14 protein-coding genes are annotated in these 15356 nt (G+C 58.5%); 5 read left to right on the top strand and 9 right to left on the bottom strand.

Translation table 11 applies throughout. From position 1 onward, the window contains the following. The 3 genes from ACUTJJ_RS21920 to ACUTJJ_RS21910 form a co-directional block, all read left to right on the top strand. Positions 1-549: polysaccharide deacetylase family protein (locus ACUTJJ_RS21920; RefSeq protein WP_445543407.1), on the top strand; the 549-nt coding region annotated here is incomplete at its 5' end. A 432-nt stretch (positions 550-981) separates the two neighbouring features. Then, on the top strand, positions 982-1650 hold the full coding sequence (locus ACUTJJ_RS21915; protein ID WP_209090948.1) for a N5-glutamine methyltransferase family protein: 669 nt from the start codon (positions 982-984) through the stop codon (positions 1648-1650). After that, positions 1647-2774, top strand: a complete 1128-nt coding sequence (locus ACUTJJ_RS21910) for a hypothetical protein (RefSeq protein WP_445543406.1) — start codon at positions 1647-1649, stop codon at positions 2772-2774. The genes ACUTJJ_RS21915 and ACUTJJ_RS21910 overlap by 4 nt, the downstream gene beginning before the upstream one ends. A 12-nt stretch (positions 2775-2786) precedes the next feature. On the opposite strand, the gene nadE is transcribed toward ACUTJJ_RS21910, so the two are convergent. The 3 genes from nadE to asnB form a co-directional block, all read right to left on the bottom strand. Next, complete coding sequence (nadE, locus tag ACUTJJ_RS21905) at positions 2787-3782, bottom strand: NAD(+) synthase (RefSeq protein WP_445543405.1); 996 nt, start codon at positions 3780-3782, stop codon at positions 2787-2789. 83 nt (positions 3783-3865) lie between these two features. Then, positions 3866-4126, bottom strand: coding sequence for an acyl carrier protein (locus ACUTJJ_RS21900; RefSeq protein ID WP_445543404.1), 261 nt, complete (start codon positions 4124-4126; stop codon positions 3866-3868). Next, complete coding sequence (gene asnB, locus ACUTJJ_RS21895) at positions 4123-6108, bottom strand: asparagine synthase (glutamine-hydrolyzing) (RefSeq protein WP_445543403.1); 1986 nt, start codon at positions 6106-6108, stop codon at positions 4123-4125. Before asnB ends, ACUTJJ_RS21900 begins: the two co-directional genes overlap by 4 nt. Positions 6109-6480: 372 nt before the next feature. On the opposite strand from asnB, the gene soxR reads away from it, so the two are divergent. Further along, on the top strand, positions 6481-6936 hold the full coding sequence (gene soxR / locus ACUTJJ_RS21890; protein WP_404494954.1) for a redox-sensitive transcriptional activator SoxR: 456 nt from the start codon (positions 6481-6483) through the stop codon (positions 6934-6936). Positions 6937-6965: 29 nt separating this feature from the next. On the opposite strand, the gene amyA is transcribed toward soxR, so the two are convergent. From amyA to ACUTJJ_RS21860, 6 genes are all read right to left on the bottom strand, one after another. Further along, positions 6966-8453, bottom strand: a complete 1488-nt coding sequence (gene amyA, locus ACUTJJ_RS21885) for an alpha-amylase (RefSeq protein ID WP_445543402.1) — start codon at positions 8451-8453, stop codon at positions 6966-6968. 110 nt (positions 8454-8563) lie between these two features. Further along, positions 8564-10294: an acetyl/propionyl/methylcrotonyl-CoA carboxylase subunit alpha gene (locus ACUTJJ_RS21880; RefSeq protein WP_445543401.1), complete on the bottom strand. Its 1731-nt coding sequence runs from the start codon at positions 10292-10294 to the stop codon at positions 8564-8566. A 17-nt stretch (positions 10295-10311) separates the two neighbouring features. Then, on the bottom strand, positions 10312-11901 hold the full coding sequence (locus ACUTJJ_RS21875) for a 5-oxoprolinase subunit B/C family protein (protein ID WP_445543408.1): 1590 nt from the start codon (positions 11899-11901) through the stop codon (positions 10312-10314). A gap of 7 nt (positions 11902-11908) precedes the next feature. Beyond that, positions 11909-12718 (bottom strand): putative hydro-lyase, encoded by an 810-nt coding sequence (locus tag ACUTJJ_RS21870; protein ID WP_386908079.1) that lies wholly within the window; start codon positions 12716-12718, stop codon positions 11909-11911. An 11-nt stretch (positions 12719-12729) separates the two neighbouring features. Beyond that, positions 12730-13497, bottom strand: coding sequence for a LamB/YcsF family protein (locus ACUTJJ_RS21865; protein ID WP_445543400.1), 768 nt, complete (start codon positions 13495-13497; stop codon positions 12730-12732). A 26-nt stretch (positions 13498-13523) separates the two neighbouring features. Further along, the gene (locus ACUTJJ_RS21860; protein WP_445543399.1) at positions 13524-14765 is read right to left on the bottom strand and encodes an NRAMP family divalent metal transporter; all 1242 of its coding nucleotides are present in this window, start codon (positions 14763-14765) and stop codon (positions 13524-13526) included. A gap of 266 nt (positions 14766-15031) precedes the next feature. On the opposite strand from ACUTJJ_RS21860, the gene ACUTJJ_RS21855 reads away from it, so the two are divergent. Beyond that, positions 15032-15356: GntR family transcriptional regulator (locus tag ACUTJJ_RS21855; RefSeq protein WP_445543398.1), on the top strand; the 325-nt coding region annotated here is incomplete at its 3' end.

Raw genomic sequence — 15356 nt, 5'->3', positions numbered from 1 at the left:
GAGCAGGTGCCGTGCGTGAGCCCGTCGCAGAAAGCGGAAGCGTTCACGCGCCTGGAAGATTTCGTCCAGAAGTCAGAGGAGGACGAGGCGGTCAAAAGAATTGACCACGCGGCAAGCCGACACGGCATTGACCCGCTCGCCATCGTGGACGAGTTGGTCATGGATGCCGTTGAACTCGGGATGCTTTCCAAAGACCCCCTGGTTCATCTCGGCGCGCATACCATGACACATGTGAATATGTGCAAGATCGATGCGGAGCGGCTCGCTTACGAGATCGCCGAGTCGACACGGCGGGTGGAGTCCTATTCCGGGCAAAGGCCGCGGTCGTTCTCCTACCCCTATGGCTGGGTGACGGCCGCGGGAGCGCGCGAAGCAAAGGCGGTTTACGACGCTGGATATCCCGTGGCTGTGACCACGCAGGCCGGCACTATCAGCCGCCAAAACCTTGAGAGGCAGACACAGTTGTCCCGCGTTTCGCTCAACGGACGCTTCCAAAAAAAGCGCTTCGTCAAAGCGCTGATATCCGGGCTGCCTTTCCGGTTCCTCTGATGCATGTACGTTTGACGTAGGACCGCGTTAGCTTCCTGCTGGGCTCCATTTCATCGCTCCCAGCCGCTGGCCGGCTCACTATAAGCGCTCCTCGTCGGCGTGATCGAGGTGAGTAGACGGCGTATAGCGAAATTGTGCTTGATTGAGGGAGCTCGTTTGCGTGGCGCAGCACACTTTGCATTTTGCCTCCCGTGGCGTTGCTTCGGCTTCCGAGATCCGAACGGACGGTCCAAAAGTTGCCCCACGAAATGTGTGCTAGAGCGTCTAGGGAAGAATTATTTTTAGAGGCTCGACAATAATTTTTGGCGGGATGATATTTATTTCGCTGCGCTGGGTTTGAGCGCAAGATCCATATATTGAGTGGCGCCTGAATGAGGGGTGAATTGGTAACCATTAAGAGGCTTAATATCTGCCTTGTTTGGCGGGATATCCATGGCTTCGGAGAATAAACCTTACTTCATGGGTCTGGACTTCATTGTCGATACCACTGTGCTTGCGCCGCGCGTCGAGACCGAATTGCTGGCGCGGACGTCAATCTTGATCCTCGGAGAATTTCCCGAAAGAAAACATCTTCTGATCGATATGTGTTGCGGCTCGGGTAATCTCGCCTGCGCCTTGGCCGCGGCGTCACCTGATGCCACGGTCCTTGCCGCGGATCTAACCGACGATGCGGTGCGCGTGGCACGTGCAAACGTCGAGCGGCTCGGCTTTGCGGCCAGAGTTACAGTCCTGCAGGGCGATCTATTCTCCGCACTGGCGCATCAGGGTGCCGAAGGCCGATGCACGATGGTCGTCTGCAACCCGCCCTATATTTCGACCGGAAAGCTGTCGGGCGAAAGCGCGCACCTGCTTGTCAACGAGCCGCGCGAAGCCTTCGATGGTGGCCCCTACGGCATTTCCATCCAGCAACGGCTGGTTAAGGAAGCACCAATTTATCTACGGGAAGGGGGATATCTGTTGTTTGAATTCGGATTGGGCCAGGATCGCCAGGTACGCTCGCTTCTTTCAAGATCTGGCGTATTCGAGCTTGTAAAGTTCGCCGAGGACGATGATGGACATCCAAGAGTGGCTGTCGCCCGTTTCGTGGGTCAAAACCCGTGAGTGCGGTTCGCCCCCTCGAAGAGCGCGACCTTGAGGATGTCGCAGACCTTTATCACGCAACATTCCTTCGAAGACGAGGCCGGACGACTGCATCCATCAAAAATTATCTTGGGGAATTTTATTTCGATGGACCTTTCCGGGATGCGGATATTCCTTCGCTCGTCCATGTCACTGAAAACGGACGTGTCTCCGGCTTTATCGGTGTCCATACGGTACCCTACCTCATTGATGACGCAGCGTTCGAGACCGGGGTCCGCAGCGTCAGGGCTGCGTTTTGTGGCGCACTCATGACGGAACGGCAAGGCAGAGATCCGCTGGCGGGGGCGCGTCTGCTAAAGGGATTTCTGGCCGGGGCTCAGGATATTTCCTTGAGTGAAACCGCCAGCACCGTCACCAAGACAATGTGGGAGAAGCTACGCGGCGGCGTGATCGGTCAACAAAGCCTCGAGTGGTTTCGCATTTTACGGCCCGCCAGCTTCGCATTTGCCGCCGGCTCACACCGCCTGCCTTTTCTCAGAGCCGTTGGCACCGTTGCCGGTTACGCGGACGGGCTTTTGCAGAGGCGTCGCACGTCATCGGGACTGACCGGTTTCGTTCCGGAGCCAATCAACGCAAACGTCTTTACCGAAGTTGGCGACATTGCAGCCTTCGCCGCCCTCGTCCTCCGTCTTGGCAATTCATTTGCAGCGCGTCCTGACTGGAGCAACGGCTATCTTGAGCATGTGTTGAACGCTTCTTTGGAAAAACCCGAATATGGCGACCCCGTCATCGGCATCGTGCGTCGAAAGGATGGAGCGATCCTGGGCGGCTTTCTGTATCACACGAAGCCGGGCGCTATTGCGCGTGTTTTGCAGATCGCATCGACGACGTCGAACTACGGTCTCATTCTCGACCATTTATTCGCCGATGCGTTTCGACGAGGCGCGGCGGGCCTGCGCGGACGCAGCACTCCCGCGCTTCTTAAAGTGGCGCCTGGACGCTCCATGCTGTTTGCCAATCTGTCGGCCAGCGTCATCCACGCAAAGGATCCGACCCTTGCGGAGCCTTTTCTTGATGGCCGTGGCTTCATCAATGGCCTGGCAGGAGAAACATGGAACCGTTTTTTCGGCGGCGGCGTAGCCTGAAATGGGTTATCCTCAGCCGATTTCCCTGATGTCCTCCACCAAATGCGGGCGTTGGTGCAGGTAGCGCGTCGCGCGCCGTTTTGCCACGATGTCCGCGAGCACGTGCTCGACCTCTTGCGGTGTGAGCTGCGCGGCCGCACCAATTTCATGATGCGGGATGTCATGGTTTAGGCCGTATAGGCACAGATCCATACGATCCCACGATAGCGAAAAATAGAACTCCTCCTGGGTCTGCGGCAGAGAGTAGGTGTCGGTGGTCGGCGGTCGTGAGAGGACGTCGTCCGGCACGCCCAGATGCCGCGCCAGCGCATAGACCTGGCTCTTGTAGAGGTGGGCGATGGGTTTGACATCGGCCGCGCCATCGCCGTTCTTCACGAAGAATCCCTGATCGTACTCCAGCCGGTTCGGGGTCCCGAGAACAGCAAAGTTCAGACGATCGGCGTGGTAATATTCGATCTGCTTGCGGGTTCGCTGCTTCATATTGGAGGCTGCGACAATGCCCAGATAGGCGGCGTGCGGAATTCGATGCTTGGATTGTTTTCCCTGGGGATCCGCCACGACCAGATAAGAGAGACTGAAACCGCCTTGCAAGGCGCTGGAGATCACCACTTTGGAGGCCCATCCAACACCGTAATCCGGCACGATCTCGCGGATAAATGCATCGCGGCGCTCATAGCAACCCATGGCAAGCAATGTCGGCCCGATATTTTCGACGATGCCTTCAAGACCGAACCTTGTCGCGACGGCCTTGCCAAGATGAAGGCTGTCCGGATCGGAATCCGCTTCAGGCATGAAAATCGCGCAGACGTTGCTCTGTCCTACGGCTTTAACCGCCAGAGCCGCACAGACGCTCGAATCGATGCCGCCGGACAGGCCGAGGACCAGCCCCCGTTTGCGCTGGCTGCGGAGTTGCCCTCGGAGCGCCTCCACGATGCGAAGGGTCTCAGCCTCGACATCAAGATCGAAGACATGAGGACCGAAGGATACCGGTTTCCTCTCAACGTCCAAAGTCGTCGCCTTTCCAAATGCTCCGACGCGCCGCTTCGATCAAAAAGCGCGCAATTCCCACCGAGGTGCCGGGATTTCCACGCTTAGGCCGCAAGCTGCGCCTTGCGTTGCAGGAAGGAGACGATCGCATCGACCGAGTCCAGATTGGTCGGCGCAATATCGGCGTCATCGACACTAACGCCGAAGCCGTCCTCGATAAATGCAACCAGCTCCAGAACGCCGGTGGAATCGATGATGCCGCCGGCAATAAGGGACTGGTTGTCTGCTGGAAGAGCGGCTTCGTCTCCGAACAGGAAGTTTTCCAGAATGAATGTGCGAACTGCGAGAGATGTTGTTCCAGTCATGCCAATGTCTCCAAAATATCGTCCGCTTTCGCGGCATCCATTATATTTTTCGGTTTGGTAAAGGCGTCCAACCATAGCCCGGTTGACAGAATGCCAACGAAGGCTGTGTCTGATCGGAAGCCGGGTGCATGCGAATTCCTGCATTTCTCGACCAGCTTGTTAACGGCCAGCGGATTAAAAAGTCCCTGATCCCGGAGCCGCGTCGTGTCGAATACCTCTTCGACATAGCCAGCCGTTTCCTGACCGACGAAAGAACGGCTGTCTGGTGCACGATAGGGTTGTTTCGCGCGCTCCACAATAGATTGCGGCAGGCGATGCCCCAGTGCCTCGCGTAAGATATGTTTTTCCCGAAGACCCCGCAGTTTAGATTGCGGCGGCAACGTCGAGGCAAATTCAACGACGCGGTGGTCAAGGAACGGATAACGGCCCTCAACGCCATTGCCCATCGACATACGATCTCCCTGGCTCGACAGGATGTAACCGGGCAGGAGGAACCGCGTTTCCAGATATTGCGCCTGATGCAGGGGATGCCACCGTCTGAAGCGTTCGGGCAGGCAACCAATCATGTCGTCGGCTGCATCGTAGCCGCGAAGGGTCTCCTTGAGGTCAGCAGAGAAGAACATCTTGGCCGCAGCGGTGTTGTTGAGACGCGGACGATGCGAAAAAAGCGGGTCTTCAAGCGACGTTGCGTGGACACCAAAAAATGCGGCAAGATTCTCAGGAGTTTGCTTGTGCAGAGCCGGCATATAGGGATAGAGCTTGCGAAAGAGAGCAGGGCGCTTTGTTGATCCTGGCTGTCTCGCACAGAACCGTCGCACGTGGGCTTCCCTGAAAATATCGTAGCCGGCAAAAACTTCGTCTGCGCCTTCGCCCGTCAGCACGACCTTAATGCCGTTTTGACGGATGAGGGACGACAGCTTCAACATTGGTGCCGGTGCGGTGCGGATAAGCGGCGTCTCCGCCAATCGAATGACCTCGGGAAAGAGAGACGAGATATCGTCATTCGTGCACACGGTCGTCGCTTGATGCACATTGAGATGGCGCGCCATCTCCTGTTGGAACGCACTTTCGTCAAACTCAGGGGATTGGAAGGCCACCGAGAATGTTTTCAGGCCGCGCGGAGAATACTCGGCTGCAAGTGCTGAGACGATAGACGAATCAAGGCCACCCGAAAGACAGGCGCCCACCGGAACGTCGGCGCGCAAGCGCAGACGCGTCGCGTCACCGAGGAGGTACCGCAGCTCTTCCGTGCTCTTCGTATCGCCGGCTTCGTCGGCACGTGCATCCGCCGCATCCGGGAAATCGAGATGCCAATAGGACGATAGGTGCTCTCCGTCGGGAGTTGCCACCATAGATGTGCCGGGTTCAATTTCAGAAACGCCGGCAAAGGCGGTTCTTGGACCGATGGGCGACCATAATGTGAAGATCTGATCGAGCGCCAGAGGATCGAGTGCAGCCTGAAAGCCGGGCACCGTCAGCAGGGCTTTTATCTCTGATGCAAAATAGAGGGTTCCCGCGTGGCGCATGTAAAACAGAGGGCGAACGCCCATCCGATCGCGAGCAAGAAACACGCGATTGCGCCGACCGTCCCAGATAGCGAATGAAAAGTCGCCGTTAAGCAGCGATAGGCACTTCTCACCCAGGCGATCATAAAGCTGAAGCAGGACTTCGGTATCGCCTGATGTGCGGAAGACATGGCCCTGTGCGATCAGGTCCCTCCGGAGTTCGACGTGATTGAAAATCTCGCCGTTGAAAGCAATCACAAGCTTGCCGTCGGGGGAGATCATCGGCTGGTGGCTATCATCGAGGCCAACGATGGACAGGCGGACATGCGCCAATCCTGCTTGAGGGGCGGTCCCTTTCGAAGAACCGATGAAATGACCACGATCATCCGGCCCACGGTGGGAGACGGCGTCAGCCATCGCGGAAAGCAGCCGCGCCGGCTCACGAACGTTCCCAAAAAAACCCGCAAAACCGCACATCAATAACCCACAAAACCCGCGATTTATTTTCCAGAATAAAGTATTTCCGCTTGAAATTCGAACACTATGGGAAGGAAAGGCTTACGGTCGGTTAAATTGCAGCTTCGATTTCATCGATGCGCTGAAACAACCGAAAGGCCCAAACATAAAGATGGGGCGTTCGATCCGCTCAATCAGAGGGTAGAAATTTGATCCTATTGCAAAAGTGGTAACTGCAAACCTGTCGTCAAAGACAGATCGGATCGTAGCCAGTCAAGCCTCTTTTCGGCACACTTCTCTATTGACCTCAACCTTGGTTGAGGAATTATACCGGCTGCTCTTCGATCGTTTGTCGCATCTATCAGCGACAACGATCTGGAAACAGGAGCAGGAATGGAAAGCACTCTCTTTAAACACAGTCTGTCGGTCGGAGATGTTGCGCGGCGCAGCGGCATTGCCGTGTCTACAATTCATTTCTATGAGGCGAAGGGCCTCATCGAGGGGTGGCGGACCGCTGGTAATCAGCGGCGCTACCATCGCGCGGTCTTGCGGCGTATTGCCATTATCCGGATCGCGCAACGCGCCGGCATCCAGCTCAGCGTCATCAGGGATGCGATGGCCGATCTGCCTCAGGACCGGGTGGCATCGACGGCGGACTGGCGCAGATTTTCGCAGTCCTGGCGGGAAATGCTCCAGACCCGCATAAACAACCTTGTCATGCTGCGTGATCAGCTGACAGGCTGCATTGGGTGCGGATGCCTTTCGCTTGAGGATTGTCCCCTGCGTAACCCGAATGATGTACTGGCCGATGACGGCGCTGGACCGCGCCGCCTTGTTTCCATCGAATAAGCATCTATCTCTGCCAAGGCCGTTGGAACTTACGAGAGGTCGGCGGGAACCCAGACACTGACGCTGCCGCCATTGGTTGGGAACACAGCCCTGCCGTTTTCGTCGAGGGTGATCTGTTCCTCACGGTGGCCAAGATAGTCGCGCCAGACAGTTCCCGCTCGCTCGGGGCCGAGATCGGCTTGTTTTTCCCCCGGTCCGCCATTTGACATCACCACAATGCATCCCGGCGCGTCCGCCGTGCCATGTCGCACAAAGGCGACGCAGTCCGCATCGTCAAAAATGTCCGTCTGTGGACCGTTGGCAAAACGGTTGCGGGCTTCGATCAGCTTCGGCAGGCATTCAATCGCAGGCATATCGATCGTGTATTCGCTGCCATCGTTGCCGGTGTCGGTATAACTCGCGCCAAACAGGTCTGGATAGAAGACGCAGGGAACGCCATTTTCCCGCAGCAGAATGATCGCGTAGGCAAGAGGTTTGAACCAGGGTTCCACGGGCGCTTCGAGCGCTTGCAGCGGCTGGGTATCGTGATTATCGACCAGCGTGACAGCATGGTCGGGGAAGGCGGCGACGAGTGAGCCATTGAAGATGCTGCTCATGTCAAAATCGCCACCCTGTTTCGAAGCCTCATGGAAGCTATGATGCAGAGCGACGTCGAAAAGCATCAACTGCTTGTCGACGAGTTCAAGATAGCTTTTCAACGCCTCCAGGTCTGGGTGCCAATATTCTGCTACGACGAAAAGATCGGGGTTGATCGCCTCACGCATATGCCCCACCCAGTCGCGGAAGAACCAGGCCGGGATATGTTTCGCAGCGTCGAGGCGAAAGCCATCCACTTCAACCTGCTCGGAGAGCCAACGGCCCCAATATTTCAACTCCTCATAGACGGCCTTGTTGCGAAATTCGACGTCAGCGCCCATGAGATAGTCGAAATTACCGTTCTCCTGATCGACTTCCTCGTTCCACTCACCGTCGCCATAGTCGTTGACGAGGCGGAAGACGCCGTTCTCTGTCGGTTCCTCGATGTGATCAACGCCGCTGAAACACCTGTGATCCCAGATGAACTTGGAGTGTGTGCCGCCCCGGCCAGGAAAGGTGAAGCGCGTATAGGCGAGGGCGGGAAAGTCCTCATCGTCGATTTCGGTACGATCATCGGGATTGACTCGGCGAACACGGACGTTTTCTTTTTCATCCGCTCCCATTTTGTGATTGAGGACGACGTCATGAATGACACGGATGCCATTCTCTTTCAGTGTCTTTGCAGCATGCTCAAGGGCACCGCGGTCACCATACTTCGTGGCAACCGTGCCTTTCTGGTCGAATTCGCCGAGGTCAAAGAGATCGTAGGTGTCATATCCAACCGAATAGCCGCCGGCTGCGCCCTTATAGGCGGGCGGCAGCCAGACGTCGGTGACGCCCATTTTGGCAAGGATTTCGGCCTTCTCTGCAACCTCGCTCCATAATTTGCCTCCGTCCGGATAATACCAGTGGAAGAATTGAAGCAAGGTGCGTCCGGCCATTTGTCCCTCACAATGGTTAGCAGGTCGCGCCATAAACGGCCCGGTGACGAAAGGGTTCCGCCGCCGGTGCCGGGCGATCTGGGATTGGGAGGCCGACGCGCCGGCGTATATTAGCCGGCTATTTCGAGCACCGCCGTTCCCGCCTGCAGATAGTCGCCTTCCTTGCCGATGAGGCGAACCTTGCCGGCCTTGGTGGCGACAATCTGCGTCTCCATCTTCATGGCTTCCATGACCGCCAGAAGATCGCCTTTTGAGACAGTGTCGCCGTCTTTTACCTTGAAGGATTGCAGAGTGCCGGAAACGGGGGCGGTGATTTCGCCCTCCTTTTCCTTGGTCGCGGCCGCAGACGTGGTTGCATTGCCTCCGCTAACGGTGCCGAGGCTGGAGAGTAGAATGCTCGGCAGCCCGACCGAAACACGCTTGCCGTCGATTTCGAGATAGGTGCGGGTCATAGAAGGGTCGTCGGCCGGTGCCGGGCGCTCCATGGCGTCGGGCATGGCCGCGAAATCGGTTTCGATCCAGCGGGTGTGAACCTTGAACCCATCCGTGCCGATAAAATCATCCGTCTCGATCGCGGCGCGATGGAACGGCAGTACGGTCGCGATACCCTCGATACGGAACTCCTTCAGCGCGCGGCGGGCACGGCGCAAAACCTGATCGCGGTCGACACCTGTCACGACGAGTTTCGCCATGAGCGAGTCGAACACACCAGGCACGCTGGAGCCGCTCACGACGCCGCTATCCATGCGAATGCCAGGGCCAGAGGGGGCATCGAAAACCGAAATTGAGCCGGGCGTCGGCAGGAAACCGCGGCCAGGGTCTTCGGCATTAATACGGAATTCCATCGAATGGCCGCGTGGTTCGGGTGTTTCGAGGACACGCAGCTTCTGGCCTTCGGCAATACGGAACTGTTCGATGACGAGATCGATGCCGGTGGTTTCCTCGGTGACGGGATGTTCCACCTGCAGGCGCGTATTGACCTCGAGGAAGGAAATCGTGCCATCGACGCCGAGCAGGAATTCAACGGTGCCGGCGCCGGAATAACCGGCGGCAGCGCAGATCGCCTTTGCGGCCGCGTGGATTTTCTGCCGCTGTTCATCGGACAGGAACGGGGCAGGCGCCTCTTCGATCAGTTTCTGGTTCCGTCGTTGCAGTGAGCAGTCGCGGGTGCCTAGGACAAGCACATTGCCGTGTTTGTCGGCCAGAACCTGCGCTTCGATATGGCGCGGCCGGTCGAGGAAACGTTCAAGAAAACATTCACCGCGGCCAAAGGCGGCAGTTGCCTCGCGCACCGCGGATTCGTAGAGATCGGCGATCTCTTCCATCTTCCACGCGACCTTCAGGCCGCGCCCGCCACCGCCATGGGCAGCCTTAATGGCGACCGGCAGGCCGTGCTGTTCGGCAAAGGCGGTGACTTCCGCGGCGGAAGAGACGGGGCCATCACTGCCAGCAACCAGCGGCGCACCAACGCCCGTGGCGATGCGCCGTGCCTCGACCTTATCGCCTAACGCCTCGATGACATGAGGGTCGGGGCCGATCCAGATCAGACCGGCATCGATGACGGCCTGCGCAAATTCCGCCCGCTCGGACAGGAATCCGTAACCAGGATGCACGGCGTCCGCACCGGCGCGTTTGGCAATCGCGATCAGCTTGGCGATGTCGAGATAGGTCTCGGCGGGGCGCACGCCCTCCAGCGCGTAGGCCTCATCCGCCAGCCGGACGAAAAGCGCGTCCTGATCGGGGTCGGCATAAACGGCGACCGATTGCAGGCCGTAATCGCGACAGGCGCGGATGATGCGCACCGCGATCTCGCCGCGATTGGCAATCAGCACTTTTTTCATCGCTTTTCTCCTCCGAACTATGTGTTTTTCGCTGCGATTTCGGCAAAGGGGCCGATCGGGCGGAATTTGATTTTGGCGTTGACCGGGATCTGCCCGGCAAGATCGAGATGATATTCGGCCACTGCGCCGATGACGGGATAACCACCGGTCAGGGGGTGATCAGCAAGGAAAAGAACCGGCTGGCCGCTATGGGGAATCTGGATCGCGCCCGTTGCCGTGCCTTCGCTCGGCAATTCGGCGCTGTCCTTGCGTTCCACCGCCACTTCGCCGGCAAGTCGAATGCCGACTCGGTTCGACTGCGGGGTGACCTGCCAGAGCTGGCTGGTCAGCGTATCGAGACCCTCTTGCGTAAACCAGTCGGTTCGGGGGCCGAGGACCACGTCCAGTGTCACGACCTCGCCCATTGCCGGCGGCTCGAAAGCTGAAACCTCGTCGATCGATACGCTGGATAAACCGGATTTCTCACCCTTGAGCGGCAGAATGGTGCCTGCACCAACCGGATCGGGGCCGACGATAGCCAGTGTATCGGTTGCAAAACTGCCGAGAACCGGCTCGATATCGAACCCGCCACGCACGGCAAGATAACAGCGCATGCCCTTAGGCGGTTGGCCGAAGGTCACCACGTCACCGGCCTCAAGGGAAACCGGTGCATAGGTCTCTGCCACGAAACTGCGATCTGCCGCCGTAATGGTGATGGGGCAAGGAGCGCCGGCTGTGCCAATGACTGCTCGGCATGCGCTCCTGAAAGAAAAACCCCCGAGCGTCAGTTCGAGACAGGCCGTGTTGACCGGATTGCCGACGATGCGATTTGCGGCATTGAACGAACCGCGATCCAGCGCGCCTGACGCGGAGACACCCTGCCCGGTCTGGCCGAAACGGCCGAGGTCCTGAAAGATGGCTGGCATCGGCGCGGCAAGCACCTCGAAATGCGGGCGGTCCTTTTTTGGTAATTTCCTGTCCGGTGCCGGAGCTGCGATATCGACCGTTCGACCGGTCTTGTTCATGTCGAAGAAACGCACACGGTAGCCCGGCTGGAAGAGCGCGCCCGGATCGCGGTCAATGTCCCACATCTTCACCGGCGTCGTGCCGATGATCTGCCAGCCGCCGGGGCTGTTTTGCGGGTAGATGCCGCTAAAGGCACCGGCCAATGCTACGGAGCCGGCCGGAATACGGGTGCGCGGGCTTTGCCGGCGCGGCACATGCAGCGCGGGATCACCGCCGACAAGGTAACCGAACCCGGGGGCGAAGCCGCAGAAGGCGACGGTGAATTCGCTTTCGGTGTGCCGGCGAATAACCTCTTCGATGCTCAGGCCCGTTAGGTCGGCAACGTCGGCGAGGTCTTCACCATCATAATGGACGGGAATTTCCACGAGATTGTCCGAAGGTGCTATCTTTGCCGAGAGGTCGCGGCTTGCAAGCTGCGCCGCCAGCATCTGCGCGCCGATTTTTTCGGGGCGGAAACGGATCATCAGGGTACGTGCAGCCGGCACCGTCTCTTCGATGCCCTCGACCGGATCACTCTGAAGCGAGGCGAACAGCGCCAGCGTTTCATCGAGGTCGGCGAGTTCGACAAGAATCGTGGTGAGGCTGACGGGGAGAAAACGCATCATATCCTCACGCGTGATAGGCGGTGTCGGGAATGTCGGTGATGAACATGTGGCCCGGCGCATGGGTAATGGCAAAGGGAACACCGGACGCCATCACGGCGGCCTGTGGGGTCACGCCGCAGGCCCAGAACACCGGCACCTCACCGGGTTCGATCCGTACGGCATCGCCGAAATCAGGTTTTGCAAGATCGGAAATGCCGATCTCCTCCGGTGCGCCGACATGTACCGGCGCGCCATGCACAGCCGGAAAACGCCCGGAAATCGTGGCAGCATCGGCCACGCGCGACGCCGGGATCGGCCGCATGGAAACGACCATATTGCCCTTCAGCCGACCGGCCGGACGGCAGGGTCGGTTGGTCAGATACATCGGAACGTTGCTCTTGTCGGTCATGTGGCGGATTTCGATGCCCGCTTCCACCATCGGCGTCTCGAAAGTGAAGCTGCAGCCGATCAGGAAGGCAACGAGATCGTCGCGCTCCGCCCAGGCGGCCGTTGCGTCGGCCGTTTCCTCGGCAAGCTTGCCATCCCGCCAGATGCGGTAGAGCGGCAGGTCTGTTCTGAGGTCGGCACCGGGAGCCAGAAGCGTGGTCGGCGAGCCGGGATCGGAAACATCGAGGACTGGGCAGGGTTTTGGATTGCGTTGCGCATAAAGCAGAAAATCGAAAGCCCAGTCACGCGGCAGTACGATCATGTTCGCCTGCGTGAAGCCGGGTGCAATGCCTGAGGTGGGGGCGACAAGGCCGTCGCGATAGGTCGCACGGGCCTTTCGTGCGGCCTCTGCATCCGTGTGGTTGAGATAGGATGTTGGTATCGTCATCGGCTACCCTTTCAGCGATCGGATGCGAAGGAATGGATGTCGATGCTATCAGCCTCGAAGCGACGGCGGATTTCCTGGGCGATCGCGACCGCACCGGGGCTGTCACCATGCACGCAGATGGATTGCGCCTCGATTTTTATGACGCTGCCATCGATTGCCTCCAACGTGCCTTCGCGGGCAAGCTGCACCATGCGGTCGGCGATTTTTGTCGCGTCATGCAGCACGGCCCCGGCTTCGCGGCGGGAGACGAGCTGGCCCTGAGGCGTATAGGCGCGGTCGGCGAAGGCTTCGGCAACGACGGCAAGACCGGATTTGCGGGCGAGATCGAGGATGGGCGCGTTGGCAAGGCCCATCAACACCAGTGAAGGATCGATTGCCTTGATGCCGTCGATGACGGCCTGTCCCTGTTTTGCGTCATTGGCAATGCGGTTATAGAGCGCGCCATGTGGCTTGACGTAACGCACTGTGGTTCCGGCCGCGGCGGCAACACCCTTCAGTGCGCCGATCTGGTAGATGACATCGGCAATCAGTTCTTCCGAGGTGGCGTCCAGATCGCGGCGGCCGAAGCCGACGCGGTCAGGATAGGAGACATGGGCGCCAACAACCACGCCCTTTTCGGCAGCGGCCTTTACGGTGCGGTAGATACCGGCCGGGTCGCCTGCGTGAAATCCGCAGGCGATGTTGGCGCTGGAAACGATGGCGAGCATTGCCTCGTCATCCCCCATGCGCCATGCGCCGTAACTTTCGCCAAGATCGCTGTTGAGATCGATAGCGGCCATGTTTGCCTCCCTTTTTGATTTCTTGCTTACAGGCCGAGCAGGCCGAAGATGGTGCCAGCAGACTTGTAGCCCATGTACCATGTCAATGCGCAAGTCAGAACGCCGAGCACCAGCAGAACACGCGAGTAGCGGTGGCCACCCATCAGGTCTTCACGTTTCCATGCGGCAAACAGGAAGATGCTGAGGCCGATGGGTAGAATGAGGCCGTTCAGGCCACCGACGAAGACCAGCATGGCGGCGGGCGGCGTCGTGATCAGCAGGTAGCAGACGAGCGAGACGGCGATGAAAACCACCGTTGCCATGTTGCGGGCGCGTTCCGTCATGTCCTGTTTGAAGACTGGCAGGAATGAAACGGAGGTATAGGCCGCGCCGATGACGCTGGTGATGGCTGCGGCCCAGAAGATGATGCCGAAAAGCCGGAAGCCAAGGTCGCCGGCGGCCGAACGAAAAGCCTGTGCGGCAGGGTTGGCAGCCTGACTGGAGGTGTCGATGATGACACCGCTGGCGACGACGCCGAGAATGGCGAGGAACAGCACATAGCGCATGACGCCGGTGACGGCGATGCCGGTCAAAGCGGCCTGATTGACGGCCGGCAGGTTTTCGATGCCGACCATGCCGCGGTCCAGCAGCCGATGTGCGCCGGAATAGGTGATGTAGCCGCCAACAGTGCCGCCGACGATGGTGGTGATGGTGGCGAAATTGATCGTGTCTGGCAGGAAGGTCTGGCGGAAAGCGTCGCCCACTGGCGGCGCGGAAACGAAGGCCACATAGAGCGTGAGCACGATCATCAGGATGCCGGCGAAGATGATGAAACGGTCGACCGCAAGGCCCGCCCGCTTGGAAACGAAAATGGCGATGGAGAAAACGGCACTGATGGCGCCGCCGATTTTCGGATCAAGCCCGAAAATGGCGTTTAGGCCAAGTCCGGTGCCGCCAATGTTGCCGATGTTGAAAAACAAGCCGCCAACAATGACGAGGATGGCCAGGAGATAACCGGAACCGGGAATGGCGGCATTGGCGATGTCGGATGCGCGCATACGCGTCAACGTAACAATGCGCCAGATGTTGAGCTGAACAACGAAGTCGATGAGGATGGACGCAAGAATGCCGAAGGCGAAGGCAGCGCCCAGCTGCGTGGTGAAAGTCGCCGTTTGCGTGATGAAGCCCGGACCGATGGCGGAGGTCGCCATCAGGAAGATCGCTCCCAGAAGCGAAGCTCGTTTTGACATTTTTAGATCGGCAGTCGGTGTGAGCTTTTTCTGCTCCATGGATTTTCTCCGCTCCTATCGCTATCCGCCCCTCGCGGATGCTTTATGGCAAGAGTTTGTCGTGTTCTGTGAAATTGTCAATATTGTTCAACAATAAATAATAATCGTTCTCTCATTTTGTCTATTTGTTGGACGTTATGCGCATGAATTCACCACGTTTTTTTCGTGCTTTGCTAATGCTTTGTGCTATGGGCAGAACATAGCCGTGTCTGAACATGCCTGTCACGGAATTCCCGATGCTGCATTGCTCTTCAGAAAGGAGCGCCATGACGGAAACGATAGAAGGTCTGCCGCTTGCGGATCGATTGGCCAAGGGTATTCGCACCCTGCTGATATCTGGTGAGCTGGCGCCGGGGCAGCGCCTTTCAGAGGCGGCCTTCAGCGAACGTTTTGATGTCTCCCGCAACTCTCTGCGCGAAGCATTCCGCCTTTTGACGAAGGATGGGCTGCTGCGTCATGAAGCCAATCGTGGCGTCTTTGTTGCCGTGCCCACCATGTCTTCGGTCATCGACATTTACCGGGTGCGGCGCATGGTTGAGTGTGGGGCCCTGCGCCAGGCCTGGCACAAGCATGCGGCGATCAAGACGATGC

This window comes from Agrobacterium sp. DKPNP3 (assembly GCF_052686535.1).
Note: the sequence above shows the minus strand (reverse complement) of the source record. Positions and strands in the feature narration are given on the sequence as shown.